Annotated in this window: 21 protein-coding genes; 6 read left to right on the top strand and 15 right to left on the bottom strand. The window is 62.1% G+C overall.

The features are described 5' to 3' along the window. The first annotated feature begins 415 nt into the window (after nt 1-415). Nucleotides 416-844 carry a hypothetical protein gene (locus tag NH14_RS22270; protein WP_035528369.1) on the top strand — a complete coding sequence of 143 codons (429 nt, stop codon included), beginning with the start codon at nt 416-418 and terminating at the stop codon, nt 842-844. Between the two features lie 172 nt (nt 845-1,016). After that, a complete protein-coding gene (locus NH14_RS22265) occupies nt 1,017-2,375 on the top strand; it encodes an MFS transporter (protein ID WP_035528372.1) in 1,359 nt (452 codons plus the stop codon). Nucleotides 2,376-2,465: 90 nt separating this feature from the next. Here NH14_RS22265 and NH14_RS22260 read toward each other — a convergent pair whose 3' ends face one another. The 10 genes from NH14_RS22260 to NH14_RS22215 all read right to left on the bottom strand — a co-directional run bounded on the left by NH14_RS22260 (nt 2,466) and on the right by NH14_RS22215 (nt 14,166). Then, the gene (locus NH14_RS22260; RefSeq protein ID WP_035528711.1) at nt 2,466-2,822 is read right to left on the bottom strand and encodes a DOPA 4,5-dioxygenase family protein; all 357 of its coding nucleotides are present in this window, start codon (nt 2,820-2,822) and stop codon (nt 2,466-2,468) included. Between the two features lie 103 nt (nt 2,823-2,925). After that, entirely contained in the window at nt 2,926-3,702 is a 777-nt protein-coding gene (locus NH14_RS22255) for an ATP-binding cassette domain-containing protein (protein WP_035528375.1), read from the bottom strand. Nucleotides 3,703-3,776: 74 nt separating this feature from the next. Further along, nucleotides 3,777-4,136 carry an ABC transporter permease gene (locus NH14_RS33650; RefSeq protein WP_052148133.1) on the bottom strand — a complete coding sequence of 120 codons (360 nt, stop codon included), beginning with the start codon at nt 4,134-4,136 and terminating at the stop codon, nt 3,777-3,779. A gap of 380 nt (nt 4,137-4,516) precedes the next feature. After that, the gene (locus tag NH14_RS22245) at nt 4,517-4,657 is read right to left on the bottom strand and encodes a hypothetical protein (protein ID WP_161790851.1); all 141 of its coding nucleotides are present in this window, start codon (nt 4,655-4,657) and stop codon (nt 4,517-4,519) included. Then, the gene (locus tag NH14_RS22240) at nt 4,639-4,905 is read right to left on the bottom strand and encodes a sugar ABC transporter substrate-binding protein (RefSeq protein WP_152617172.1); all 267 of its coding nucleotides are present in this window, start codon (nt 4,903-4,905) and stop codon (nt 4,639-4,641) included. The genes NH14_RS22245 and NH14_RS22240 overlap by 19 nt, the downstream gene beginning before the upstream one ends. Nucleotides 4,906-5,087: 182 nt before the next feature. Continuing rightward, nucleotides 5,088-6,689 carry a threonine ammonia-lyase, biosynthetic gene (gene ilvA / locus NH14_RS22235; protein WP_084225565.1) on the bottom strand — a complete coding sequence of 534 codons (1,602 nt, stop codon included), beginning with the start codon at nt 6,687-6,689 and terminating at the stop codon, nt 5,088-5,090. 533 nt (nt 6,690-7,222) lie between these two features. After that, the gene (locus tag NH14_RS22230; RefSeq protein ID WP_052148134.1) at nt 7,223-8,248 is read right to left on the bottom strand and encodes a ParB/RepB/Spo0J family partition protein; all 1,026 of its coding nucleotides are present in this window, start codon (nt 8,246-8,248) and stop codon (nt 7,223-7,225) included. Then, a complete protein-coding gene (gene parA, locus NH14_RS22225) occupies nt 8,238-8,924 on the bottom strand; it encodes a ParA family partition ATPase (RefSeq protein ID WP_035528383.1) in 687 nt (228 codons plus the stop codon). The genes NH14_RS22230 and parA overlap by 11 nt, the downstream gene beginning before the upstream one ends. A gap of 1,019 nt (nt 8,925-9,943) precedes the next feature. Then, nucleotides 9,944-11,320, bottom strand: coding sequence for a replication initiation protein (locus NH14_RS22220; protein WP_084225567.1), 1,377 nt, complete (start codon nt 11,318-11,320; stop codon nt 9,944-9,946). Between the two features lie 2,471 nt (nt 11,321-13,791). Next, nucleotides 13,792-14,166 carry a Rap1a/Tai family immunity protein gene (locus tag NH14_RS22215; RefSeq protein WP_035528384.1) on the bottom strand — a complete coding sequence of 125 codons (375 nt, stop codon included), beginning with the start codon at nt 14,164-14,166 and terminating at the stop codon, nt 13,792-13,794. A gap of 252 nt (nt 14,167-14,418) precedes the next feature. On the opposite strand from NH14_RS22215, the gene NH14_RS22210 reads away from it, so the two are divergent. Beyond that, the gene (locus NH14_RS22210; RefSeq protein ID WP_035528387.1) at nt 14,419-15,378 is read left to right on the top strand and encodes a sulfonate ABC transporter substrate-binding protein; all 960 of its coding nucleotides are present in this window, start codon (nt 14,419-14,421) and stop codon (nt 15,376-15,378) included. Nucleotides 15,379-15,411: 33 nt separating this feature from the next. On the opposite strand, the gene NH14_RS22205 is transcribed toward NH14_RS22210, so the two are convergent. Then, nucleotides 15,412-17,103, bottom strand: a complete 1,692-nt coding sequence (locus NH14_RS22205; protein WP_035528390.1) for a purple acid phosphatase family protein — start codon at nt 17,101-17,103, stop codon at nt 15,412-15,414. Nucleotides 17,104-17,473: 370 nt separating this feature from the next. Between NH14_RS22205 and NH14_RS22200 the strand changes: the two genes are divergently transcribed. Further along, complete coding sequence (locus tag NH14_RS22200; protein ID WP_035528392.1) at nt 17,474-18,583, top strand: HPP family protein; 1,110 nt, start codon at nt 17,474-17,476, stop codon at nt 18,581-18,583. Between the two features lie 38 nt (nt 18,584-18,621). On the opposite strand, the gene NH14_RS22195 is transcribed toward NH14_RS22200, so the two are convergent. The 4 genes from NH14_RS22195 to NH14_RS22180 form a co-directional block, all read right to left on the bottom strand. After that, complete coding sequence (locus NH14_RS22195; RefSeq protein ID WP_035528395.1) at nt 18,622-20,001, bottom strand: sensor histidine kinase; 1,380 nt, start codon at nt 19,999-20,001, stop codon at nt 18,622-18,624. Further along, nucleotides 19,982-20,659 (bottom strand): response regulator transcription factor, encoded by a 678-nt coding sequence (locus NH14_RS22190; protein WP_035528398.1) that lies wholly within the window; start codon nt 20,657-20,659, stop codon nt 19,982-19,984. The genes NH14_RS22195 and NH14_RS22190 overlap by 20 nt, the downstream gene beginning before the upstream one ends. 46 nt (nt 20,660-20,705) lie before the next feature. Next, on the bottom strand, nt 20,706-22,001 hold the full coding sequence (locus tag NH14_RS22185) for an MFS transporter (RefSeq protein ID WP_035528401.1): 1,296 nt from the start codon (nt 21,999-22,001) through the stop codon (nt 20,706-20,708). A gap of 140 nt (nt 22,002-22,141) precedes the next feature. Then, nucleotides 22,142-23,215, bottom strand: a complete 1,074-nt coding sequence (locus NH14_RS22180; RefSeq protein WP_035528405.1) for an ABC transporter substrate-binding protein — start codon at nt 23,213-23,215, stop codon at nt 22,142-22,144. A gap of 216 nt (nt 23,216-23,431) precedes the next feature. On the opposite strand from NH14_RS22180, the gene NH14_RS22175 reads away from it, so the two are divergent. Both NH14_RS22175 and glpD read left to right on the top strand, forming a co-directional pair. Further along, nucleotides 23,432-24,217: a DeoR/GlpR family DNA-binding transcription regulator gene (locus NH14_RS22175; RefSeq protein ID WP_035528410.1), complete on the top strand. Its 786-nt coding sequence runs from the start codon at nt 23,432-23,434 to the stop codon at nt 24,215-24,217. Nucleotides 24,218-24,549: 332 nt separating this feature from the next. Beyond that, complete coding sequence (gene glpD / locus NH14_RS22170) at nt 24,550-26,079, top strand: glycerol-3-phosphate dehydrogenase (RefSeq protein ID WP_035528412.1); 1,530 nt, start codon at nt 24,550-24,552, stop codon at nt 26,077-26,079. The last annotated feature ends 30 nt before the right edge of the window (nt 26,080-26,109 follow it).

The raw sequence follows: 26,109 nt of genomic DNA, 5'->3' as shown, positions 1-26,109 counted from the left end.
TTTCGCTACTCCCGGCCATTCCCGAAAGAATCACCAGGTCGCGAAACCCATCAAGCGCCCACACTTATCGGCTGTAAATTTTTAAAGATCGCGTCGCACAAGGCACCGGAACAACTTCGAACCACCCGGCGCTTTCTGCGTTGCTGCGTCAGCAGCAGAGAAACGAGATTATGCAGACTCTCTGGCGTTTCGTCAACATCTTTTTTAACGTCACCGTTTAAAAACTGAAGACTTTCCCGCCCCCCCGCCGTTTCTCGCGGCGGGCTTCGCTGGCATACATCGGCTAGCGAAGGGGGCGAATCTTAGCGCGCCTCCCCTCGCATGCGCAAGCGGGAAATGCATTCCGGCACGTCGCTTGCGATGTAAGTCCATCGATCCTCCCACGAGGCACTGCGGTAATCGCAGCGATTCGACCATGAGACAAGCGATTTCCCTGGCTATCGTGCTATCGCTCATTGCCCCGCCTACCGTTCGTGCAGACGACAGCGCAAGCCCCTGTGCCGCACTCAAGCGCATTGTCGCGGCGGCGCCGCAGCACTTTTCGTCCCTGAGTCCCGAAGACGGTCGAGCCGTTGCCCAGCCATACGGAGACGACGCCCGGTGCGCGACAAATCGAGGCACCTATCAATGTACGTGGAGCACGCGCGACGCCCAGGCCGGTTCGGGCACGGACGCACTGGAGGGCGTAGGCGCCGATATCGCCTCCTGTTTGCCCAACGCTACCCACGACGAGAATTCGCCGGGCCGCCAACACTTCTATCTAGGCGAACGCGGCAGCCGCACCGAGATCACCGCGCAAGCCGCCGGCGCGAATCGTGTGAAGCTGACCGTCTCACAACAATAGACGGTCCACTGCGCACGGCCGCACCCCACCCTCAATAATGTCCCCGATATCCGTCCATGCCGCACGGACGTACGATTCGTGTGCGGAATTCACGGCACAAAAATCGCAAGCCATTCCGGACGCACCGCCCGTACACGCACACACGCGCCCGCGCAACGCCAGGAGACACCTCATGAGCCGCAGTTCAGCCGTCGACGTCCAGACGTTCATCAACGAGCATCCGTTCTCGCCATTTCAGTGGTTCATTTTTCTGATGTGCTTCGCGATCGTCCTGCTCGACGGATTCGACACGGCGGCCATCGGTTTCATCGCGCCTTCGCTGCTCGGCGAGTGGGGGCTCACCAAACCCGCGCTCGCGCCGGTACTGAGCGCCGCGCTCTTCGGCCTCGCCTGCGGCGCGCTCGTTTCGGGTCCGCTTTCCGATCGACTGGGCCGCCGCACCATGCTGCTTGGCGCGGTGCTGGTGTTTGGCGCGGCCTGCCTCGCCTCGGCGTTCGCCTCGAGCATCGAACACCTGACCTGGCTGCGCTTCATCACCGGCGTGGGTCTGGGCGCCGCCATGCCGAACGCCGTCACGATGATGGGCGAATACTGCCCCGACGCCCGTCGCGCAACGATCATCAATCTGATGTTCTGCGGTTTTCCGCTGGGTGCAGCACTCGGCGGCTTTCTCGCCGCGTGGATGATTCCGCATCTCGGCTGGCGCAGCGTACTCCTGCTCGGCGGTCTCACGCCGCTCGTGCTCGCCGTTCCGCTTGCGCTGAGACTGCCTGAATCGGTGCGTTACATGGTGGCGAACCAGCGGCCCGCCGAGCGTATCCGCGCGGCGCTCGCACGCATTTCCGCCGATGCGCAATCCGCGCAGTCGTTCACCATGACCGAGAACGCGCCGCACGCCGATGGCAAGGGCCTCGGCGTGGTGCTTTCGCCGCGCTATGCGGTCGGTTCGGTGATGCTGTGGATCGCCTACTTCATGGGGCTCGTGATCTTCTACGCGTCGATCAACTGGATGCCGCTGCTGCTCAAGGACGCCGGCCTGCCGCCCGCACGCGCGACCCTGATCTCGGCGCTGTTCCCGCTCGGCGGCATCGGGGCCGTGCTGTGCGGCGTGCTGATGGACCGCTTCAACGCGAACCGCATCATCGCCGTATGCTATGCGCTGACTGCGCTTTCCGTGTGGCTCATCGGCCAGGCCGTGGGCAATGTGGGCGCGCTCGTGCTGGCCGTGTTCGCGGCGGGCGTGCTCATGAATACCGCGCAGTCGTCAATGCCCGCGCTCGCAGCGGCCTTTTACCCGACTCAAGGCCGCGGCACCGGCGTTGCATGGATGCTCGGGATAGGTCGCTTCGGCGGGATCGCGGGGTCATTTCTCGTGGCCGAACTCACGCGCCGGCACTTCTCGTTCGCGGGGATCTTCGCGACGATTGCAGTGGCCGGTCTCGTGGCCTGCGTGGCATTGCTCGTGAAGCAAGCCGCGCGGCCACACACGCAAGCGGTGACGGGCGCGGAGAAGGAGTCGTTTGGACACTGAGCGAAGCACTGAGCGCTGCCGCGTGACGGCGCGTTGGATGTACCCAGGCCACGCGCCGCACAACCGCGCGGCGCAGCATTCAAGTGCTGCTCAGCCGCCAAGCGCGGCAAGATTGAGCGTATGCGATTGGCCGATCCATACAGCGGCATCGCGATGATCGCGCAATGCATCGGCGGTATTGGGATGCACGAATACGTCGAGTGCGCCGTGATTGAGCACGAGCCACGCAAACACCGTGGTGAATCGTTCGCCCGGGATCGCGAGTTGATACGACCACATCGGATGCGGCCCGACCGGGCGTTCGTGAAAACGGCCGATCTCCACTGCGTCGCCTAGTTGCGCAGCGATGGTTTCGCGCAACGCCCAAGCGACGTCACGCGTGCTGGCATCGAAATAAATATGGGCGTGCCAGCCGGAAATATTGGCGGAATCGGGATGATGATTCATGGCGGTGTGTCTGAAGTGCGGGAAATCGGCGAGGCTCGAATCGACATTGTGCCGCGAAATCCGCCCCACGATGGGCGCGTCGCATCCCATGTGCCCGCTAGCGTCAGTGCGCTCCGTTCGCGTAGGTGTCGTCTACCATCAGCCGCACGATTTCATCGCCGTTCGTATGCCTGGTTTCGCGCTCGCCGGCCACCACTCCCCTGCGCAGGACGACGATGCGGTCGGACACCGCAAAAATATCGTGCAAGTCGTGTGAAATGGGCACAATCGCCACGCCCTGCGCCTTGAGCGTGCCAATCAGCGCCATCACCTTGCGCTGCTCCGGCACGCCGAGCGCAGCCGTGGGTTCGTCCATGATGAGCACGCGCGCATTCCAGTAAATAGCGCGGCCAATGGCAATGGCCTGGCGCTGGCCGCCCGAAAGCATCTTCACGGGGCCGCCAAGCTTGCGCGGAGGAATCACGATGTCGAGCCGTTCCAGCACTTCCCGCGCTACTTGCGCCATACGCGGGCGGTCGATCACCTGAAACCCCAGTTTTCGGCGCGTAGGTTCGCTGCCAAGAAAAATGTTGCTGCCTACGTCGAGATTGTCGGCAAGCGCGAGGTCCTGATAGATCGTTTCGATGCCTTGGGCGCGCGCGTCCTGCGGATCGCGCATCTGCATCGTGCGGCCATCGAAGCGCAGCTCGCCGGCATCGGCATGGTAGACGCCCGAAAGAATCTTGATGAGCGTGGATTTGCCCGCGCCGTTATCTCCCGCAAGCGCCAGCATCTCACCGGACATTACGTGCAGCGACACGCGCTTGAGCGCCTCGACGCCGCCAAAGCGGATTGAAATGTCGCGTGCTTCGAGCACTGGCGTCACGCCCCTTTCGCTCATTGCGCGCTCCCGAGCCGCTCCTTGTACTGGTCAATCAGCACCGACACGATGATCACGATCCCCACCACGATGAACTACCAGAATGCGTTGACGTCGATAAAAACAAGGCCGAATTCGAAAACGGCAATGATGAGCGCGCCAATCAACGTGCCAATCACGGTACCCGTGCCGCCAAACAGGCTCGCGCCGCCGATCACGACCGCCGCGATCGAATCGAGCAGAATCGGCTCGCCCGCGTTGGCGGCGCCGGCCGCGAAACGCGCGGTATAAACGATGCCGCCAATCGCGGCGAATGCAGCCGCGATCAGATAGATCGCCAACAGATGGCGACGGACATTGATGCCTGCGCGCGCGGCCGATTGCGGGTTGCCGCCGATTGCATAGGTGTACTTGCCAAATTTCGTTTGCGAGAGCACGAAGTGCATGAATGCCATTGACGAGGCCCGGAATCAGGCAAACGAGAATCGTGAGCGGAATCGACAACAGCAACACCCACAGCGAGCCGCTGCCCGGAATCGTGAACTGCGCAACGCACACGGCGGCGAGACCCATGACGAATCCCACCGAGAGATCGATGCCCGCGGTCACGATTACGAAGGTCTGACCAATGGCGAGCAGCAGTGGCGCGCTGGCCGCGAAACCGATCGACTGCAGGTTATAGGCGTTGAAGATGAACGAGCGATGCGTGGCGATGCGCGCCCACACTTCGAAGAATACGAGCAGCGCGCCGAGGAACAGCCACGGCCAGACCTTGCTGACGAACGCGAGGCGATCGAGCCGCTTGTCGTTCATGGCGCGCGGTCGTTCTGCGCGATCAGTTCGAGTAGATGTAGACCTTCATCTCCGGCATGTCGACGTTCGACTTATCGAGCACCACGAAGCCGGTGCTCTGGTAGACGGGAACCTTCTTGCCACGAATCGCGTCGGCAGCGAACTTCACCGCGTAGTAGCCCATATTAGAATCGGCACCTGCTCAGTCGTGTTCCAGGCCTTCGGGACCTGGAACAGCAACTGCACGCGCGTTTCCTTCGCCGCGCGCTCGGCGCCGCGTTGCATGGTGAAGTAGAAGGGATCCGCCGTACCCGGCAACAAGGCGACCACAGGATGTGCGGCATCGGCATGGGCCGCGCCTGTTAGCGCAGGAAGCGCACCCATTGCAATCGCGGAAGAAACTATTAAACGGCGAAGAGCGGTGCGCAACATGTTTGTCATTCTCCAGGTGAGTCCAACGCGCGGGGCCCATTCTTCCTGAGGCGACAACGCCCGGTAGCAGTGGCTCAGGATACTGACGCGCACTCCCGCCGGGCCTGGTGTTTTCCAGCAGTCTTATCGCACCGGATTCGGTGCGCGTCTCTGTTCGAACCGCACAGATGATTGCAGACGCATCATTGCAGGAACAACCGGTAAGCCGGATTCTGCGTCTCTTCCCAATGCGGGTATCCGAGCGTGGCGAGAAAGCGGCGGAACTCCGCGTCTTCGGCCGCCGGCACCTGAATGCCCACGAGAATCGAGCTGTAATCCGCGCCCTGGTTGCGGTAGTGGAACAGGCTGATGTTCCAGTTCGGGGCCATCGACGAGAGAAAGCGCATCAGCGCGCCCGGACGCTCCGGGAACTCGAAGCGGAACAGCCGCTCGTCGTGCGCGAGCGGCGAGCGCCCGCCCACCATGTAGCGGATGTGCTGCTTCGAGAGCTCGTCGCCGGTAAGGTCCACGCACGGGAAATCGTGATCGACGAAGGCCTGCGCGATCTGCTGCGACTCGCCGCGATTGCGGATCTGCACGCCCACGAAGATGTGCGCGCGCTCGGCGTCGTCGATGCGGTAGTTGAACTCGGTCACGCTGCGCGTGCCCACGAGTTCACAGAAACGCTTGAAGCTGCCGCGCTCCTCGGGGATCGTCACCGCGAACACCGCCTCGCGCGCCTCGCCCACCTCCGCGCGCTCGGCCACGAAGCGCATGCGGTCGAAGTTCATGTTCGCGCCCGAGGTCACCGCCACCAGCGTCTGGCCCGTGACGCCCTCGCGCTCCGCGTACTGCTTCGCACCCGCCACGGCCAGCGCGCCCGCCGGCTCCAGCACGCTGCGCGTGTCCTGGAAGACGTCCTTGATGGCCGCGCACAGTGCGTCGGTGTCCACCGTGAGCACTTCGTCCAGATACTGCTGGCACAGCCGGAAGGTTTCCTCGCCCACGAGCTTGACCGCCGTGCCGTCCGAGAACAGGCCGACTTCGCTCAGCCCCACGCGCTTGCCCGCCTTCATCGACTGCGCCATCGCGCACGAATCGTCCGTCTGCACGCCGATCACGCGGATCTCGGGGCGCACCGCCTTTACATATGCGGCCATGCCCGCCGCAAGTCCGCCGCCGCCGATCGGCACGAAGATCGCGTGAATCGGGGCCTGATGCTTGCTGAGCACCTCCATCGCCACGGTGCCCTGGCCGGCGATCACATGCGGATCGTCGAACGGATGCACGAAGGTCAGGCCGCGTTCTTCCTGCAGGCGCACGGCGTGCGCGTAGGCGTCGCTATACGATTCGCCGGCCTGCACGACTTCGACGGTGGGACCGCCGTGGGCGCGCACCGCGTCGACCTTGACCTGGGGGGTGGTGACCGGCACGCAGATCACGGCCTTCACGCCGAGCCGCGCGGCGGAAAGCGCCACGCCCTGGGCATGATTGCCGGCCGAGGCGGTGATCACGCCGCGTTCGAGTTGCGCGGGCGTGAGGTGCGCCATCTTGTTGTAGGCGCCGCGCAGCTTGAAAGAGAACACGGGCTGGTTGTCCTCGCGCTTGAGCAGGACGGTGTTGCGCAGGCGCGCCGAGAGGTTCGGCGCGCGCTCCAGTTCGGTCTCGCGGGCCACGTCGTAGACGCGGGCGGTGAGGATCAGACGAAGATAATCCGTTTGCTGCGCGGTACTGGCGGTGCTTTTGACCGTAGCGGCCTCGGTTGTGTCGGCTTCGACTACGGCTTGGCTCGATTCGACCTGCATGACGACTCCTGTGCTGTCTCTTGATATCTGTTGTTGCCAGGAGGCGGAAACAAAAAACCCGCCTCGTGGGGCGGGTTGTTGTCGCTATTGCCAGACGCACGCTAACCCACCATTCGATGAATGGTGCGAATAATCAGCGTAATCGGGCAATGGCGGGAATTCATTTAAACAAGCATGACGGAGGCGGTGGCAATTGTCAATCCAGCAAGCGCTTTGGCGAAATGTCTCGATAACTACAAATTACATTTCAAATAATACGCCTCAAGCTTTGAAGCGATCATGACCTTGGCGGGGACGCCACAGCCGCCTTCTTACCTTCAATGAAACACGTCTAGCCGTGAAACACTCTAGGAATTCGCGTATATCTTATTGATTAAAAAGGGGAATGCCCGGCATGGTGATTCTCAGGCCGTGTTTCACGGTTTCGACCCCAGCCAAGTTTATTTGGCTATCCGATCTCTGCCGGGTCCTTAAAAAACAAAGGGCAGCTGCCCTTCCGGCCCTGCCCTCTCCATCATTCACACATTCGGTTTTCAGCTTGCCTCAGCCGTATCCATCTCAACTGCATCTATCCCGGCAGCCCATTCATCAATCACAGCCTTCATCCGTTCGGCCAAGCGCTGCTGATCTGCCGCAGCAATGCCTTTCAGGCTCAACTCGGCGCGGCCATCGCCGAAAAGCTTGAGTTCGCCGAGCGCCACGCCATCCGGGCGATTGAACTGCACGCGCGATTGATAATGCGTGCGGCGCGGCCCGATACGCCGCGCACCGGCCTCCGCCGACGCCGCTGCTTCGAGTTTGCGCACGCTCGCCTTGCCTTCGATGACCTGCCCGAGCCAGTGCTCGGCGACGCTCACGCCAGCACGGTCGAAGATCAGCTTGATGTTGTAAGCATGTCCAAGGCCGATGTCCTTGCGATGCTGGGCCATGCGCTGCAAAAGATAGGATGGTAACGACGTGAGTGAAATCACCTTGCTGATGTGCTTCGGGTCTTCCCCAACCGCGACACCCAGTTCAACCTGGTCGACGTAGACGCCATCATCCAGCAACTTCTTCCAGGCAAGTGCGTCGTCAAAAACCGTCTGCTCCTCTCGCTCCTTGTTGGCGTGATAGGCGCGCAGATAAAGATTCTGGTTGTCGAGGCCATCGCGAACATCGGCATCGATATGCTTGTCGCCGCGCGAGCGAGCCGCACGGATACGGCGCTCGCCGTCGACAATCACATACTTGCCGGGAAACTCCGGCAGCCGTGTAACGAGAATCGGCGTGATTTGGCCTTGCGCGGCAAAACTCTCCGCGAGCTCGTCGATTGTCTCCGCGCTGTAAAAGGCGCGCGGATTGTACGGATTGGAGACAACGTCCTCGACCGGAATTCTCGTGACCGCATGAACCGCGATTGCAGACGACTCCACCGGTGCGACCTCGATCCGCGCGGCAGACACCGCGTCACGCTGTGCGATACCCACGATGTCGCCGTCGGCAAGGCGCTCGCCCGCGGACGCGCGCTCAACGGCCATGCCAGCCCGAACCTTGCTGGTGAAGTTGAGCTTAGTTGCCATCGAGGGCCTCCTCTTCTTCCTGAACAAGCGCAATGATTTCGTTGTAAACCGCGGTGATTTCGTCCTTGGCGACCTTTGTGCCACGCACGCCCTTTACGTCGAATACCGTTCTTCCAAGCGCCGCCGTCTGTCGATACAGTTCGCGTTGCTTGACCGTGGCAGCAAGCACATGGACATTGCTCTCGGCGAGAATCGCGCTCATCTGCGTGTGCAAGAGCGTCTTCGAATTAGCCTTATTCAGCAAAATTGCGAATTTACCGGCAGGATTGGCCACTCGTGTACGTTCGACCAACTCCATCATCCCTTCGCTACTCCAGATGTCGATCGGAGAGGCGTCGGTCGGGATGATGGTCGCATCGGCAACAGCAAGAACGCGCGCAGTGGTTAGATCGTTGATATTCGGCGGACAGTCGACAATGACAACGTCGTAGTCGTTCGCCAGTGCGGCGATCTCCGGGCCGATCATCTTGTCGAGCTTGTTGATGCTACCGACGCGAAATGGTAGCGGCGTTTCTGGACCGGAAGCCGCGCACCAACTCATGCACGATTGCTGACCGTCGGCATCGGCGACGTAGACCTTGTAGCCTTCGGATCGAAAAGCACCCGCCAGATTCATGCTGGTCGTGGTTTTGCCCACCCCGCCCTTTTGGTTCGCTACCGCAATGACCAGTCCCATACAGTTCTCCATGCAATGTTCAACGCTTGTGCCGCTCACGCCAATCTCCACGTGGAGATTCTCCAGCGAGTCAGTTGGCAGTCTAGCGGCAAGTTAAAGTAAATTCTAGCTTCAGCGCTGGAATCGTTGCCAGATCACAACCAAACGGCCCATTCGGACAAGAGGTGCGGCGAAGCGAAGATTTTTTAGCTTGAGACGCGAAGATTTTCGATCAGGTGACTGTGGCGCCGCTGTGAGATCTCCACGTGGAGACTCTAAGAAGCTAGGGCGAGGGTTGCTTCACTTTACGGAATCGCTGAGATGAGCTTTGAACCAAAGCTTGGCGTCGAGGGGATGTCCATCAAAGTCGAACATCGGCAGAACCTCAAAGGACGCTCTGTCGGGAAAGCGTTCATTTGCCTGCGCCTAGACACCACAGTCTGCACGTGGAGACTGTGTGCTTCCCTCCGCACCGACTGCATTCGAATTGGAATTCGCTTCCACAACAGGCCATTACGATGGTGTGGTGTTTATCTCCACGTGGAGATTCTTGGAATGTTGAAAAGACGAAATATCGATCCCAAGCGGGTCAGGATGGCAAGTGCTCCAGAGGCAAACTGTCATGCAAGTTGCCAGAAGAGTTGCCTTACGAGCTTCGTCCTCGATGAGTTGAGAAGGCTACGCCGACAATCTTCATAACAACCTGTTCGTTTCAAAGGACAATGCCGCTCAGATAACATGCGAAAATCAGGCAAACCGATGCGTGCTGAAAGTGACATTCCTATGATTTGCAAATCTGGCAATCCGCCTGCGCGATTTGCACACGCGATTGCCTGATCTCCACGTGGAGATCAGGACGCGACAAAAAGGAGTGATCGGGACCACCCAAGGGCAGCAGGCAACAGAGAGAGCGAAGACATCGTAGGCATTACCAAACAGCGAGTGCTTGGCACCGCCGCGATGTATAAGAAAAATGAGGGGGTGAAATTTACTTATGTTTTTATAATGGGTAAATTTGCATAATCCCACGCCAACAACAGTTACTCGGATCCTGCCTTCAACGTAAGGTCGATATCGCCCATGGCTTGAAGATCCGCAGCAGCCGGCGCCTGCTGCCCACTCAACAGAAATTCGAGCAAATCAGCGGCAGTCGGTTGACCCCAGGTATCGAGAACCACCCAACGGAAGAAGTTCGTCGAGGCCATCTTGCTCGGCACCTTGACCATCGAAACCTTGAGCTTGTCCATGCCGACCGTTTCGTTATAGCGCTTGATAAGCGCAGTCTGATCGTCGTGCTCGAGTTCGTTGAAATAGGCCCGCGCTTCGGCAATCTTCGCGGCAATATAACGATCCTTCACCTGATCCTGGCTCTCGCGCGCCTTGGGCGAATCGGCACTCGCGCCGCTTGCAGCATTGGCCCCTGGCAGTTGATAACCCTGCATCAGCGCCTTGCGGAAATACGCAGCCACATTGGCGAGCGGTGCCGCATTCTTCTGCGCGACGCGCGCGGCCGTATAGGCCACAGCCGTGCGAATCTTTTCCTCGCCGTATTGCTTAAAGAGACGCCGCGCCTCCGAGACCGGAACATTGAATTTCGACATCTCGCCAACGAGTACGGTCTCATTCGCCCGAAGCTCCTGAGATGGATCCGTCTCCGGTTTGCGGGTCACACGAAATTGCAGGGCGACGACCGAGCGACCTACCTTGTGCTCGATGAGTTCGAAGTTGTGGTCCGAGATCTCGTTGACTTCCTTGATGCACGGCACCAGCACGCGACTCTTGAACTGCTTGTAGAGCTTGTACGACTGCGCCGAGGTATCCTGGCCAAGAATGAGATCGCGCAGTGTCGCAAGCGGAAAACGCGCCGTCATCCCGACGGCTTCGTAGCGCACGACGTTTTCCCAGAGGGCAAGCGAATGCGCTTTCCTGAATTGCCGCGTGATCCGCATGTCGATCATCGCGTAAATTTCGGGATTCAAAAGCTCGCCGCGAATCTGCTCGGAAAAGGTGTAGCGCAGCACCGAGCGCTCGAGTTCCGCGCCCGCAAGCAAACCCGAGGCCTTCCAGATGCTGCGTTTGTCCTGCGTGAGATAGTCCCAGTTGACGACCGTGCTGATCAGCGAATTAATCGTCTCCTTGACGTACTCTGTATTGTTGCTGTTCAGATCGACGTCCTGCGAGAGGGCGGAAATCGTGATCTCGAACGAAGAACGTCCGGATTCGAGAGAGTCCTGGCGGATCGCGTTCTTGATCAACGAGCTGAACATCTTGCGCTGCTGAAGGCTGATCGACCCGGATTTCGGTGCGATGTGAATCGCGGGAACCGCCTTGCGGAAGAGATCAGGCGGCTGGCCTTGCTGGAATACGAGTGCACCTTGCTTGTCGGCGTCGCCGGCATCGGCCTTTTTTCTTGCCATATGATCCACGTTAAAAGGGAACCTGGTCGGTTGGTAACTGTATACCAACCGACCAGGTGACTCAAGGCCACGAGCCTACCTGTGCGGGAGCACGACACCACGTGTCGGAAAAGTTGACAGATGCCGCGAGGTCGCCGCGCCAGGTAATAGGACAAGCATCGAAGTGCGTTGCAGCCAACCCAAAGCGATCCCATATCCGGTAACCATTTGGGCGTGCCGCTCTCAATTTGCTCCCATAACCAGCTACCTTGCAGCCCCCTGGTGAGTGCTTACTTCGGATGTGGCTATTCACAGGTATCCGCTTATGGGAACTCGCAGCAACCGGCCCACCATGGCATTCCGGCAAGCAGCATCCGAAAAATCTCCCACAGGAGGTGACCTGTTGGTTACCCCATAAATGAGGACCTAAAGCAGCCGGGGCCCAAGTCGTCCTGGAAAGGCCTCCATGCGTTCGGCACCATAGCTGGCTACCTTTGACTCCTCCCATAAACCGCTACCTGTTATTGGCCCTGTGACTGCACCGCAAGTCCCAGCGGCACGACCTCTCAATTCCTCGACAATCACATTCTGACCGCCCTGGCGTAGGTTCCCAGAACTGGTTACCTTAAGTTTTTCCCATAACTGGGGACTTTCACGGCAACCGAAAGGACAAACAGACAGGCCAGCCCATGTGGCCAGGTCCCACGGATGGGTACCTTCTCACGCTCCCATAAATGGTAACCTCAGCCACTTCCGGCAATTTTTCCCATCCGGGGCAACCTTTTCCCCATATCCACAGACCCCAATCCCCATCCAAGGCTACCGAACCCCCATATCCACAACCCCGGAATCCCATAGCCAGTACCCAGCTCCCCATAAGTTGCAACCAAATCGGCCGCAAAGCCTTACCAGATAAGGCTTTGCGCTGCCTAAAGGTTTACTAAAGGTTCTAAAGCGTAATAGTAAACACTGAAACTCGCGTCCGATAAGAGAGACGTTTCCCAAAACCGGGACCCTATGGAAATGTAAGTGGTTACCAACCTATATCGTCCCAAATCCGGTGACCTTCCAGCAGAGGGACACCTGAATAGCTCCCAAAACTTGAGACCTATGAGCCGAAATTTAAGAATACCCTTTAGATATGTCTCCTAACCCATTGATTCAAAACAATCGCTGCGCTTATGGTGTCGCAATATGGGGAGACTTCATCACTGAAGGTAGCTGATTATGGGATCGATTTACGCCTGAGAAGCTCGTCGCACCATGAGACACCTAGCGTTCGGAAAACCAGAATCTGTCTGTTCCGCCAGTTTTTACGTCTCAACCCAGACACCAGGTCCCGAAAGTGCTACCAAAGGTCCCCACCTCCCATATCGTGTTACCTACCTGAGGTCACCAAATATGGGAGAACCTCGACTGCGTTTCCGATAGATGTCCAGTCGACGCCTCAAGGTGCACTGCAACCTGCTTTGCAGGGAACCTTGGTCCGTAGTCGCGATCGCCGCTCAGCCCGAACCTGTGATCCGCGGTTCCGAATGCCGCCGCGCGCTACCGAATCAAAAAACTGACAACCACGAGTGAACCGCCGCTACAGCACGTGCGGGGAAAGGAACCTTACTCCTCTTCACATAGTTGGCGTGAGGAATGTGAGATGTGAGGGATGACCCTGGTGAACTGGGTGGTAGGCCGGGGCGCCCTCGCGTGCGAGGTGCTGAATGCTCAGGCATCGCCACGAAGCTCGACGTCGGCGCCGCGCGGCCGGGTCCGTGCATACCGTGAGGCGCGCGGGACAGTTGGCACCGGGTTGCAGCATGCTCGCTCTTTCGCTGAGGTGTGCGGTGTGCGCGGCGCGAGTGTGTTCCGGGTGGGGTTCAGATGAGGCATCGTGGCCCATTATGTGAACCTTTTGCCGCCAATGAGACGTAGCACTGCGACGAGCCGTGGGTGATGTGCCCGCGAGCAGACTCGCAAAAGCCGACGCGTCAATTAATTCGTAATCCTATGAATGTAGAGGATTAACAAAGTCAAGCCGCACATTCCTGGCGGTCGCGCTTCCCGGTGTCGTGGTTGAACGGAGCAGAGGTTTTGCCGCACTCGCAACACAAAGGTAACCGTTTGTGGGATTTCAGGTCGCAGACGCGGAAGCAAGCGTGTACCTGTCGCACCAAAACAGATCTGGCACTGGCGTGGCGCGCGGTTCCCGGGAACGCCACCAAAGGCTGCACGGCAGGCGTAGCAAGGCGTCAGCGCGCGCGGCAAGCGTGATTCGCTTACGCGACAGTGCCGTCCTGTTCAATCTGCATACATATCTTCGATGCGACGAATCCACCATCGGGCGCTACCTGATCGACCGCCGTGGTATCGGCAGGTTAGCGTGTGTGCCGGGGCGCAGTCCGGCACCGAGATGATAGTTAGGTTGACTAAATTAATGAAATGTGGAAATACGAGTCGATATCCATTAGGCCTTTAACCGCGCCCGGGCACGAAGGCGGCTAACGACAGGGGAACGTACCCATCAGCGCCTTGTAAATGACCGCGCCCGTGGGTTCGAGAATGTACTGAAGGTGTCCTTTCATCCAAACCAGGATTGCGCCAAGTTGTTCCTTGCGTCCAACATTGGGCGGGACGCAATAGCGCTGCGGCTGCTTGTCGATCAGGGTCTGGACCAGCGCGCCGTTCGTATAGCCCGAGAGATACATGACGCAGGCGTCGAGATTCTCGGGCTTTTGGCAAACATTCAGAAAGCCATCGGCCTGATCAATCGATGGCGTTGGCGTGGCAGAGGGCGTTTGCGTGGTTTGCGCGGCGGCGTTGCCAGCACAGAGCGCAGCAACCAGTGCCAGCCCGGCAAGGAGAGGTTTTTTCATGTGCGGGTGGATGGAACAGTTCGTCGGAGAGAACTCGGGTGCCGGAAGCGCACTCCGCGATGCATCATAGATGCTGGCCGCAAGCCTAGCGGCTGGACGGGTCTTGTAAATTGCTTTGCATCAAACGGGCAATGTCGCCCCGCGCCCTTAGTCCTGTAGCTGATTTGAATCGGAAAACTCCATCGTTCTGATTTGGCTGGGCGCTTCGTAGAATCGGTCGAACTTTCTCTTACGACCGTCAATACATATCCCATGAGCACACGCCGCGCATTTCTCAAACTTTCGCTGGGTGCGGCTGCTGCCGCGCTGCCCGCCCTGAGCACGCCCCGGGCCTTTGGGGCGAACGCCGCACGCACCCTGCGCATCGGCAACCAAAAGGGCGCGCTGAGCATCCTGAAAGGCCGAGGCACGCTCGAGCAGCGTCTAGCGCCGCTGGGCGTCAAGGTCACGTGGACGGAGTTCAATGCGGGCCCTGTGCAACTGGAGGCACTCAACGTCGGTTCGATCGATTTCGGCGACGTGGGCGAGGCGCCGCCCATCTTCGCGCAGGCCGCGGGCGCGCCGCTCGTGTACGTAGCGGCTACGCCGCCGCGCCCGCAATCGGAGGCGGTGCTCGTGCCGCACGACTCGCCGCTGCGGGAGGTTGCCGATCTCAAAGGCAAGCGTGTCGCGTTCAACCGGGGCAGCAACGTCCACTATTTCCTCGTGCAACTGCTGCGCAAACATGGGCTCGATTATCGCGACGTGAATCCCGTCTTCCTCGCGCCGCCCGATGCGCGCGCGGCTTTCGAGCATGGCTCCATCGACGCCTGGGTCATCTGGGACCCGTTCTTTGCGTCGGCGCAGGCGAGCTTCGGTGCGCGCGTGCTCGCCGATGCGACCGACGTGGTGGTCAATCGTGGTTTTTACTTTTCCTCGCGCAATTACGCGCGCGATAACCCGGACGTGATCCGTGTGCTGATCGACGAGGTCGCCAAAACGGACGAATGGGGCAAGAACAATCGCGCGGCGTACGCGGCCGAACTCGCGAAGCTTTGGGGGCTGCCCACGCCCGTGGTCGCGCGTGCGGTCGATCGCACGGCGTTCGGCACGGTGCAGATCACGAAGACCATGATCGGCGAGCAGCAGAAGATCGCCGATACCTTCCTCGATCTCGGCCTCGTGCCCAAACACGTGGATGTATTGCAGGCGGCGCTGCCGGGACTTGCCTGAGCGCCGCCGCCATTCATCGCCGGACCTAGGCGATCACTTGCGCGACTTGGCCAGCGTGACCGTCTCGAAGAGCTCGTAGTTCGGCGTGGGCGTCTGGTCGGCGCCCGGCGCGTGATAGTAGTTCATCGTGATGGTGGTCTTGCCGCCGTGCTCGCCCGGGTCCACGTCGAATACGGCGATCCCATAACCGGTATCCGTATCGCGCTGCGCGGACCAGATGGCATCTTCGAGCGCGTCAGCGCCCGCGCGTACCCATGTCCCCGGCGTCGCGCCCGGCACGGGCCGGTTGGGCTTCGTGAACACCTTCGCCTGCGGATTGCCGTTGCCGGCATCCACGCCGTAGACGTCGAGCGGCGCGCTCGTGCCGCCGCCGCCGAGTATCAGGTGGATCGTGCCGTGGCTCGTGTCGAACGTGTTGGCACCCGCTTGCGCGTTCGTCGCGGGCTTGGGTTGCAGCGTGTCGACGGGCGTGCCCGTCGCGGCATCCACGCCCGCATGATGATTGCAGCCGCGTACCGGATAGCTGCGCTCGTAGTCGTGGTCGTGGCCGCACACCACGAGGTCCACGCCATAGCGGTCGAAGAGCGGCAGCCAGGCCTCGCGGATGCCCTTGTCCGAGCCGTTGCCCGTCTTCGACGAACTGAGCGCGTCCTGATGCATCTGCACGACGATCCAGTCGATGTCGTCGTCGTGCGAGGCGTGGCGCAGCGTTTTTTCGAGCCAGCGCGTCTGCTCGCCGTTGCTGTAGCCGCGCACATAAAACGACGAGCCCGCTGCGATAGGCGGATTGCCCGTGCTTGCCGCGGGCACGAGCGGCGCAGGGCCGGCCACGAACGCGGCGGCGTCCTGGTACACCACATCGTCGGCGTCGAGCGAGACAAACAATACGTTGCTCACGCGGAAGCTGTACCAACGGCCCGGAAAGCGCGTGCCGTTCTCGGGCAGCGTGTAGCGCGTGAGATACGATTCGAGCCCTTGCGGACCGTTGTGGAACTCGATTTCATGATTGCCGGGGCAGGGCATCCACGGACGGTTCGACGACGAACTCTGGTTGTTGTTCGCGAAGTCGCGCCATACCTCGGTCTGGTGCGCGGGGTTCAGGTTCGCGTAACAGAGGTCGCCGTTGAGCAGGTGAAAGAGCGGTTGAAAGCGTTCGACGGCCTCCACCGCGAAGCGGCTTTGCGGCGACGAGAGCACCCAGCCTGTGTTGGGCGTGGCGAGGTCGCCATAGCTCGTGAAGCGAAACGGCTGGCGTCCGCGCGGCGCGGTGGTGAAGCTCGCGGCAAACGGGCTGCCGGCATGGCTGTCGTTATCGGCGGTGACTTCGTAGCGATAGGTTGTGCCCGCGTGCAGGCCGGAGAGGCGCGCGTGATAGGTGAACACGACGACGCCCGTGAGGCCGTCCGTGTAGGTGCGCTGGACCGCGTTCACGACTTCGCGGCGGCCACGGTCCGTGGCATACGTCACGCGCGGATGCGTGGCGGCCGCGAGCGAGGCCCACGACACCACGACTTCACTTGCCGGGTCCGCGCCCCAGGTGAGGTGGATCTGCTCGGGCGTGCCGTCGGGCGTGGCGGCATTGGCTTTCGCAACGCCAGCGAGCGTGGCCGCGGCGCCGGCGGCGCTCGCGAAACCGGATGCGCCGGCGAGCTTGAGGAATCCGCGTCGCGAGACGTTGGCGGCAGCTTCGGCGGAGGATGCGTCGGGGGTGTTCTTTTTCGTCATGGCTTGGTGCGAGGCAAGTGTTGCAGGGTAGGTGTAACCGAAACGATGGCTTCATTACGTGACCTCGCGATGACACCGATCGAGCGCGTCTGGCCGCAGGAGTGACGCTGTCGCAGTTCGCGGCCTTTCTGGAAAAGCAGGAATGCGAAATAAAACCCAGAGACTGGAAATGCCCCGCGCATAAGCATTCACCGGGAGCATGCCAATAAACATGCATACAGAATGAATTATATATAAGCGAAAAATTCTCAATTGTTGTTATTCGGAGCGTCTCGGTAACCTCAACCCAAGCAATTCGCCTGAGGCGCCGCGCGAGACTTGCCGCAAGGGCTCGCGCGGCGTGGAGCCCACCCCAGACGCACCGACGCCCATGCCTCGCATCGCACTCAACGACTGGCTGACGAACTTCATTCCGCATCCTGGCGCGCCCGAGTGGCGCGAGCGGGTGCGCCGCGCCGGAGGCGCATTACTCGGCATCGCATTCACGGGGATCGCGACGCATTTGCTGTTCGGCAGCGCGGGCGATATTCCGATGCTGGTCGCGCCCATGGGAGCCTCGGCGGTATTGCTGTTCGGTGCTTGCGAAAGCCCGCTTGCGCAGCCGTGGTCCATCGTGGGAGGCAACCTCGTCTCGGCGCTCGTCGGCGTGGCCTGCGCTCAATGGATCGCGCCCCCGGTTCTTTCTGCCGCCGTGGCCGTTGCGCTTGCCATCAGCGCGATGTTTCTGTGCCGCTGCGTGCATCCGCCGTCAGGCGCTGTTGCGCTGACCGCCGTGCTCGGCGGTCCGGCCGTGCATGCGCTAGGCTTTCGCTTCGTGGTCACGCCCATTCTGTTTCAGTCGATTGCCTTGCTGAGCGCCGCGCTGGTCTATCACGCGCTTACAGGCCACCGGTATCCGCGCGCCGTCTGGCGTGCGACGGCTCCCGCAAATGCGCCGGCGAGCACCGTGGGGACGCCGGCGCCGGCCGCGCAGGAGGCCAGCGCGTTTGCCGACCCGCAGCGCCTGTCGTTCGACGAGCTCACCTGCGAGGAATTCATGACGAGCGCGGACCATGCCGTGCCGCTCACGATGGGCAGGCTTGCCGCTTTGGAGACACTGCGCCGCCATGGCGTCCATGCATTGCCGGTCGTGGACGACGCCCATCGGCTCGTGGGCACGGTAACGCATCACGATCTGGCGCATGGGCGTCCGGAGGGATTCGCGCGCAGGTTATGGCGCGCGCTGCGGCGCACGACCCTGCAGGTAGAGGAGACGGTCGAAGCCGTCATGGCATCGGGGGTTCAAGCGGTGCACCGCGCCACGCCGCTGGCCCATCTTGCGTCGATCTTCGCGGATCACTCGTGCTATGAGGTGCCGGTTTTCGACGATGCACGGCGCCTGCTTGGCGTGGTGCGGCACTCGGACATGATTCGCTGGCTGCATCAGCACGCGGGCGCGGCCTATGCGTATGCGGAGCGTCCGGCAGCCGACGCGAGCTGAGCACACTGGCGCGCAGCGATGCTACCCGTGCACGCGCATCAGCCCGGCGTGAACTGCACGACCGCGAGGGTTCCGCGCCCGTCCGCGCCGTTTTCCAGCCGCACGTCGGCCCGATGCGCACGCGCGATCTCGCGCACGATCGCAAGCCCAAGGCCGCTGCCGGGTTTCGTGGAGGCTCGGAAGAAAGGCTCGAAAACCTTGTCGCGCAATTCCTGCGCAATCCCTTCGCCTTCATCCGCGACGCTCAAGGTGACGAAACCCGACGCCACCGCGAGCGTCACCATGACCGCACCGCCTTCGGGCGAGTAGCGAATGGCGTTATCGACGAGATTGAACACCAGCACTGAAAGCAACTGTTCGTTACCCATGACTTCGGCGTGCTGCGCGAGTGTGGCCACGAGTTCCACGCGCTTGCGCTGCGCGAGCAGCGCAAGCTGCTCGATCACGCCGGTGGTCACGGCGCGCATGTTCACGCTAACGCCTTCGAATTGCGTGTAGTCCGCCGCCTCGGCTTGTGCGAGCGTCAGCAACTGATTGGTGAGCCCCACGAGCGAGCGGTTGCTCTGGTGCATCGCCTTGAGCGTTTCGTGAAGCAGCGCGGGGTCCTGCTGCCGGCGCGCGTATTGCAGCTGCGTGCCGAGCAGCGTGAGCGGTGTGCGCAGCTGGTGCGCGGCATCGGCGACAAAGCGCCGTTGCATCGCGGTCTGCCGCTCGATGATGTCGAGGCATTCATTGAAAGCGCTCACGATGGGGCGCAGCTCGCTCCTCAGCGGACCGACGTCGATGCGCACGGAAGACGTGCGCACCCGTTGCGGCAGCCCGCGCGCGAGCCGCGTGAGCGGGCGCAGTTCGAGCGTGAGCGCGACGCACACGAGCACGACGGCCACCGTGACGATGGCGGCAAAATAGAAGATCTGCGGTCGCCAGAGCGCGGCGACCATCGCATCGCGCTCGTTCAGCGTGCGTCCCACCGAGACAATCACGCGGCGCGTTGCGCCCGCGTCGTACATTTCGCGGATCAGCGAGACCGCGCGAATGGGCGCGCCGCCGACCTCGGCGTCGTACCACTGCGGGGAGGTTTCGGGTATGTGTTGCGGAAAGTCGGAGGTGCCCGCAATGATGGGCCCGCCGATTTCCTGCACGCGAAAAAACACCTGGTCGCGGTGCGGCGTGCGCAGGATTTCGATGGCGCTCGGCGAGATCGAGGCAATCAGGTCGTTGCCTTGCCAACCAACGTCGCCGGCCATCACGCGCGCAGCCGAGAGCAGCGCATCGTCCTGAAGCAGGTTTGCCGTGTGCCACGCGTTGCCTCGGGTGATCAGCCCGGCCGCCGCGATGAATACTGTCATCGGCAGCACGAGCCAGAGCAGCAGGCGTACGCGCAGGCTGTTGGTCGCCTTATTCTTCGGCTTCGGCATCTTCGAGCAGGTAGCCCAGCCCTCGCAGCGTGATGATGGTCGCCGTGCTCTTTTCAAGTTTCTTGCGCAGCCGCGAGACATAGATCTCGATGGCGTCTTCGCTGGTGGGGACGTCGGCATCGCTCACGGATTCCGCGAGCGCGGCCTTCGACACGGTTTTTTTCGCGCGCAGGATCAGCGTTTCCAGCACGGTATGCTCGCGCGGCGTGAGCGTGAGCGACTCGTCGTCCACGTAAAAGCGCAGCGTGTCCATGTCATAGAGCAGGTTGCCGCAGCGCACGCGGTTCGTGCGCGAGGGCGCCTGGCGGCGCGCGAGCACTTTCACGCGGGCCACGAGTTCGCGCGCGTCGAAGGGCTTGACAATGTAGTCGTCGGCACCAGCGCCGAGACACACGACTTTTTCGTCGATGGCGCCCGTGGCCGTGAGAATCAGCACGGGCGTGGCGTCGCCGCGCGAGCGCATGCGGCGCAACAACGTCTTGCCCGACATGCGCGGCAGATTGAGATCGAGCAGCACCACGTCGTAGGGCGAGGCGCGCAGCGCGTCTTCGGCCGCGTCGCCGTCGCCTACGTGGTCGAGCACGAAACCGTCATCGGTCAAGGTGCGGATGAGCCAATGCGCGAGTTGTTCGTTGTCTTCGACGAGCAGCAGTTTCATGCCGTTTTCCAGTCCAGTCGGCCGGCCCTGCGCGATGCGCTATTGATCAGGCGGTCTTGTACTGTTCGCGAGCGATGCGCGTGCGGTACAGGTACAGGGTCGCCACCAGGCCGCAGACGGCGGCGATGCTCAGCCATGCGCCCGGCGCGGCCTTGTCGCCGGTGACGTGAATGAGCCACGTGGCGATCGCCGGCGTGAAGCCGCCCACGAGCGTTGCGAGGCTATACGCCATCGAGAAACCCGTGGTGCGCACATGCACCGGCATCAGCTCGGTCAGCGCGACGACCATGGCACCGTTGTACCACGCATAGAGCGTCGAAAGCCACAGTTCCACGATCAGCAGCGTCGAGAAGGAGGGCGCGGCCACGAGCCAGCGCATGACCGGGTACGCGCTGAGCACGGCGAGCACGGTGCAGGCGATCAGCACGGGCGCGCGGCCGATGCGGTCGGACACGGCGCCGGAGATCGGCAGCCAGATGAAGTTCGAGACGCCCACGCACACGGTCACGAGCAGCGCGTCGTACGACGAGAGGTGCAACTCGACCTTGCCGAAGGTGGGCGTATAGGCGGTGATCAGGTAGAACGAGGTCGTCGTCATGATCACGAGGCCCATGCCCGCGAGCACGATGCCCCAGTTGCTGGCGATGGCGCGCGTGATCTCGCCGAGGCTCGGGTGATGACGGCGCGCGGTGAATTCATCGGATTCGCGCAGCGTGCGGCGGATATAGAACAGGAACGGCACGATCATGCAGCCGACCACGAACGGCACGCGCCAGCCCCACTCCTTCATTTCGGGCGCGGGCAGCATGGCGTTCAGCGCCACGCCGAGCGCGGCGGCGAACACCACCGCCACCTGCTGGCTGCCCGACTGCCACGAGCAGTAGAAGCCGCGGTTGCCCTTGGTGGAGATTTCCGCGAGGTAGACGGACACGCCGCCAAGTTCCGCACCGGCCGAGAAGCCTTGCAGCAAACGCCCGATCAGGATGATGACCGGCGCGGCCAGGCCGATGGTGGCGTAGCCGGGCACGAAGGCCACGCACATGGTGCCCACGGCCATCAGCCAGAGCGAGAGAATCAGGCCCTTGCGGCGGCCATGGCGGTCCATGTACGCGCCGAGCACGATGGCGCCGAGCGGGCGCATCAGGAAGCCCGCGCCGAACACGGAGAGCGCGAGCATCAGCGATGCGAATTCGTTGCCGGCGGGAAAGAACGTGCTGGCGATGGCGGCGGCGTAATAGCCGTACACCATGAAGTCGTACATTTCCAGAAAGTTGCCGCTGACCGCGCGAAACACGGTGCGGGCTTTCGACTCTCCCGGCGCGGCGTTAATGGCTGAAGACATGTTGGACATCCTTGCAGGTTGGACGAGCGCATCACCCGGCGGCCGCGTGGGCCGTCGTGCTGCTCGCCGTGTGGCGTAATTCGGGGTTGAAAACGCGGTTGAAAATAAAGCGATTGTTGTTGGCGAACGGCAGCGCCCGATTACGGCATGCCTTTTACGAACTCGTTCGTATAGGTCTTCGACAGATCGACATGCCGGGCCGTCAATCCCGTACCTGCCGTCATCAGCACCTTCAGCACGGTTTGCGGAGCGCCGTCGGGCATCAGGCCATCCTTCGAAAACGCGCCCTGGGCCGAGGCAAGCGCGCGCACATAACCCGCGCGATCGTTGCCGATGATCTCGGGCGGCAGCACGGCGGCGATCTGCTCAGCCGAATGCGTGCCGATGAAGCGCAGCGCACGCGTGAGCGCTTGCGCCATCTTCCCGGTCTCTTTCCGGTGCGCGAGCATCCAGCTGCGCCGCAGATAGAGGCACGCGCCCGCATACGGGCCGCCGAGCCAGCGCTGCGTGTCCTCGACGCTGCGCATGTCGACCACCACCGAGGCCGCGCCACTCGTCAGGAGGCGCGTGGCCGCAGGTTCCTCAACCATGCCCGCGTCGATCGTGCCTTGCTCGAAGGCTTCGACAAAGCGCGTGTCGGACGCGAGCGGCACGACGGTGTAATCGCCGGCTGCCACGCCCGCACGGGCGAGCAGGAAACGCGTGAGCATCCACGTGGAGGCGCCGAATCCGGTTACGCCGAGGCGCTTGCCGCGCGCCACTTTCATCGTCGCCGTGTTTGCCGTGGCGTTCGTCGTTGTGTTCGATGCCGTCGTTTTCATGACGGCTGCGCCAGCCAGTTCCCGGCCGCCTGCCGTACGCACCGATGCGAGCTCGGCGAGCCCCGCCGCGCGCTGCAGCACCACCACCGAGAGCACATCCTGGCCGCGGCTTTGCAGGTCGAGCGTGTGGTCGTAGAAGCCCACCGCGCCTTCGATCGCGCCGGCGATCAGCTCCGTGGAGGTGTCGATGCCCGCCGGACCCGAGACCACCTGGACGTCGATCCCTTCGTCCTTGAAGTAGCCCAGCTGCGAGGCGAGCACCGCCGGCAGATAGACGATCTTGGTCATGCCACCCATCATCAGCCGGATCGGCTCGCCATGCGCCACCGGGGCGGCGCCGAGCGCGATGCAAAGCAACAGAGCGCGGCCGAGATGCTGGGCGCCGGAAAGCATGACTGCGTGACTCCTCGTGACCGGCGGCTTGCCGGAATGGGTGGAAGTATAAGAAAGCGTGGCCTTCTGATTGCTTTCTGGCTGAAAGCGATTTTCTCGGTATTTACCCCGTATTTACCCGGGAGCGGATGTTGACACACACCTGCTGACCCGCAGAATGCCTGGCCCGACTCCCTTACAATACTGCCGGTCCCCATTCGCATCCATCACGAGACCATGACACGAGACCCCCGCCTCACCCTGAACGCGCGTCAGCAGGAGTTGCTCGAATGGGTGCAGCGCGACGGCTTCGTGACCGTCGACGATTTCGCCGCGCACTTCGGCGTCACGCCGCAGACCATCCGCCGCGACATCAACTGGCTCGCCGACATGAACCTCCTGCGCCGCTACCACGGCGGCGCGAGCTTGCCCACGAGCGCGGAAAACGTCTCCTACGGCGCGCGGCAACAGATGTTCCACGAGGAGAAGCGGCGCATCGGCGCACTCGCGGCCTCGCACATCCCCGACCAGGCCTCGCTCTTCATCAACCTCGGCACCACGACCGAGGAGGTCGCGCGTGCGCTCAACCGCCATCGCGGCTTGCGCGTCATCACGAACAATCTGAACGTGGCGAGCATGATGAGCGGCTATCCGGAATGCGAAGTGCTCATTACGGGCGGCATCGTGCGGCCGTGGGACAAGGGCATCGTGGGCGAGCTGACCATCGACTTCATTCGCCAGTTCAAGGTCGATTACGCGATTATCGGCACCTCGGCGATCGAGACCGACGGCACGCTGCGCGACTTCGACACGCGCGAGGTGCGCGTGGCCGAAGCGATCATCGAGCACGCGCGCACCGTTTATCTGGTGACGGATCATTCGAAAGTCGGCCGGCCCGCGCTCGTGCGCCAGGGGCATCTAAGCCAGATTCACGCGCTTTTCACCGACAAGCCGCTGCCCGCCGAAATGAACGAGACCGTGGCCCAGGCGGGAACGGCCGTGTACGTCGCTGACCAGGCGTAGGCCGCGGCGCGGCGCCAGCACGCGCCGAAACGAAAACAATACGAACATCGTTCGAAAATTTTCGCGCTTGGTCAAACTTGCCCCCAGATACCTGATCCGGCGCTTTCCTGTGCCCGAAATGTGGCTATTTCTCCCGGGATTTCTCCGGGATTGTCCTTTGCTCGCCTCATTTCCGAAGCTCGCTCATGGCTCGCCAAAAGCGAACTTTACTTTTTCGATTTTGTTCGTTAAATTTCGAATTCGAACATTTTGGGTTCGCTTCTGAAAGGCGCTTTTGGGGCACCAACCAGAATCAGAACCGCCGGGTTTGCCGGAACTATCAGGAAACGCAGGTGAGTCAACAGAATCGCTACGATCTGCTCGTCGTGGGTGGCGGGATCAATGGCGCGGGCATCGCGCGCGACGCGGCCGGACGCGGGCTGTCCGTGCTCCTTTGCGAGCAGGACGACCTGGCCTCGCACACCTCGTCAGCAAGCACAAAGCTGATCCACGGTGGACTGCGCTACCTCGAGTACCGCGAGTTCGGCCTCGTGCGCAAGGCGTTGCAGGAGCGCGAGACGCTGTTGCGCTCGGCGCCGCACATCATGTGGCCGTTGCGCTTCGTGATGCCGCACATGCCCAACCTGCGCCCCGCATGGCTCATCCGCATCGGGCTCTTTCTCTACGATCACCTCGCCAAACGTGAGCTGCTGCCAGGCTCGCGCGGAATCGACATGCGCCGCCACGCGGCGGGCTCGCCGCTCATCGACACCATCCGGCGCGGCTTCGTCTACTCGGACGGCTGGGTGGACGATGCGCGTCTGGTCGTGCTCAACGCGCTCGACGCCCAGGAGCGCGGCGCGCGGATTCTCACGCGCACCAAGCTCGTTTCTGCGCAGCGCGTGAATGGAGAATGGCTCGCGACCTTGCGCCGCCCCGATGGCAGCACCTTCGACGTGCGCGCGCGTGCGGTGGCCAACGCGGCGGGTCCGTGGGTGGGCGAGGTGCTGCGCGGCGCGCTCGGGCGCGGTGCGCAACACAGCGTGCGCCTCGTGAAGGGCAGTCATATCGTGACGAAGCGCCTGTTCGATCACGACCACGCCTATATTTTCCAGAATCCGGACAAGCGCATCATCTTCGCGATTCCCTATGAACACGACTTCACGCTGATCGGCACGACCGACGTGGAATATCGCAGCGATCCCGCCAGGGTTTCGATCGACGGCGACGAAACGCGCTATCTGTGCGAGTCCATCAACCGCTATTTCAAGCGCAAGATCTCGCCTGCCGACGTGCACTGGACTTACTCGGGCGTGCGGCCGCTGCTCGAGGAGGAGGGCGCGAAGAATGCGTCGGCGGTTACGCGCGACTATCGTCTGGAGATGGACGACGCCGAAGGCGCGCCGCTGCTCTCCGTGTTCGGCGGCAAGATCACCACGTTTCGCAAGCTCGCCGAAGAGGCCGGCGATATGCTGTGCCGCGTGCTCGGCAGCGATGCGCCTGGCTGGACCGCGGGCGAGGCGCTGCCGGGCGGCGACATCGCGAACGCGCGTTTCGCGCCGTTCGCCGAGGCTTTCGCGCGCCGCCATGCGTGGCTGCCCGCCCCGCTCGCGCTGCGCTATGCGCGCGCTTATGGCACGCGTGCCGAGCGCCTGATCGGCACGGCTGCGTCGCTTGCAGAGCTGGGGCCGCAAATTGCCCCCGGCATCTACGAGGCCGAATTGCGCTATCTGCGCGATACCGAGTGGGCGACCTGCGCCGACGACGTACTGTGGCGTCGCTCGAAACTTGGCTTGCACGTGGCGCCGGGCACGCTGGAGGCGGTCACGGCGGCGCTTGAAGCATGGTTTGCCGCGAGCCGCGCGCCACACATCGCGGCCTGAATCACAACTACTCACGGATGGAGATAAGAG

It is taken from the genome of Paraburkholderia sacchari (genome assembly GCF_000785435.2).
Taxonomy (GTDB): domain Bacteria; phylum Pseudomonadota; class Gammaproteobacteria; order Burkholderiales; family Burkholderiaceae; genus Paraburkholderia; species Paraburkholderia sacchari.
The sequence above is the reverse complement of the archived record's forward strand: the minus strand, read 5'-3'. Positions and strand labels throughout refer to the sequence as shown.

Coding starts and splice junctions, on each gene's coding strand:
- NH14_RS22270 (WP_035528369.1), top strand. CDS start 416: ATGAGACAAGCGATTTCCCTGGCTATCGTGCTATCGCTCATTGCCCCG.
- NH14_RS22230 (WP_052148134.1), bottom strand. CDS start 8,248: ATGGCAACTAAGCTCAACTTCACCAGCAAGGTTCGGGCTGGCATGGCC.
- ilvA (WP_084225565.1), bottom strand. CDS start 6,689: ATGCAGGTCGAATCGAGCCAAGCCGTAGTCGAAGCCGACACAACCGAG.
- NH14_RS22240 (WP_152617172.1), bottom strand. CDS start 4,905: ATGTTGCGCACCGCTCTTCGCCGTTTAATAGTTTCTTCCGCGATTGCA.
- parA (WP_035528383.1), bottom strand. CDS start 8,924: ATGGGACTGGTCATTGCGGTAGCGAACCAAAAGGGCGGGGTGGGCAAA.
- NH14_RS22175 (WP_035528410.1), top strand. CDS start 23,432: ATGACACGAGACCCCCGCCTCACCCTGAACGCGCGTCAGCAGGAGTTG.
- NH14_RS33650 (WP_052148133.1), bottom strand. CDS start 4,136: ATGGCATTCATGCACTTCGTGCTCTCGCAAACGAAATTTGGCAAGTAC.
- NH14_RS22205 (WP_035528390.1), bottom strand. CDS start 17,103: ATGACGAAAAAGAACACCCCCGACGCATCCTCCGCCGAAGCTGCCGCC.
- NH14_RS22195 (WP_035528395.1), bottom strand. CDS start 20,001: ATGCCGAAGCCGAAGAATAAGGCGACCAACAGCCTGCGCGTACGCCTG.
- NH14_RS22185 (WP_035528401.1), bottom strand. CDS start 22,001: ATGTCTTCAGCCATTAACGCCGCGCCGGGAGAGTCGAAAGCCCGCACC.
- NH14_RS22255 (WP_035528375.1), bottom strand. CDS start 3,702: ATGAGCGAAAGGGGCGTGACGCCAGTGCTCGAAGCACGCGACATTTCA.
- NH14_RS22265 (WP_035528372.1), top strand. CDS start 1,017: ATGAGCCGCAGTTCAGCCGTCGACGTCCAGACGTTCATCAACGAGCAT.
- NH14_RS22200 (WP_035528392.1), top strand. CDS start 17,474: ATGCCTCGCATCGCACTCAACGACTGGCTGACGAACTTCATTCCGCAT.
- NH14_RS22210 (WP_035528387.1), top strand. CDS start 14,419: ATGAGCACACGCCGCGCATTTCTCAAACTTTCGCTGGGTGCGGCTGCT.
- NH14_RS22245 (WP_161790851.1), bottom strand. CDS start 4,657: ATGGGCTACTACGCGGTGAAGTTCGCTGCCGACGCGATTCGTGGCAAG.
- NH14_RS22220 (WP_084225567.1), bottom strand. CDS start 11,320: ATGGCAAGAAAAAAGGCCGATGCCGGCGACGCCGACAAGCAAGGTGCA.
- NH14_RS22260 (WP_035528711.1), bottom strand. CDS start 2,822: ATGAATCATCATCCCGATTCCGCCAATATTTCCGGCTGGCACGCCCAT.
- NH14_RS22190 (WP_035528398.1), bottom strand. CDS start 20,659: ATGAAACTGCTGCTCGTCGAAGACAACGAACAACTCGCGCATTGGCTC.
- NH14_RS22215 (WP_035528384.1), bottom strand. CDS start 14,166: ATGAAAAAACCTCTCCTTGCCGGGCTGGCACTGGTTGCTGCGCTCTGT.
- NH14_RS22180 (WP_035528405.1), bottom strand. CDS start 23,215: ATGCTTTCCGGCGCCCAGCATCTCGGCCGCGCTCTGTTGCTTTGCATC.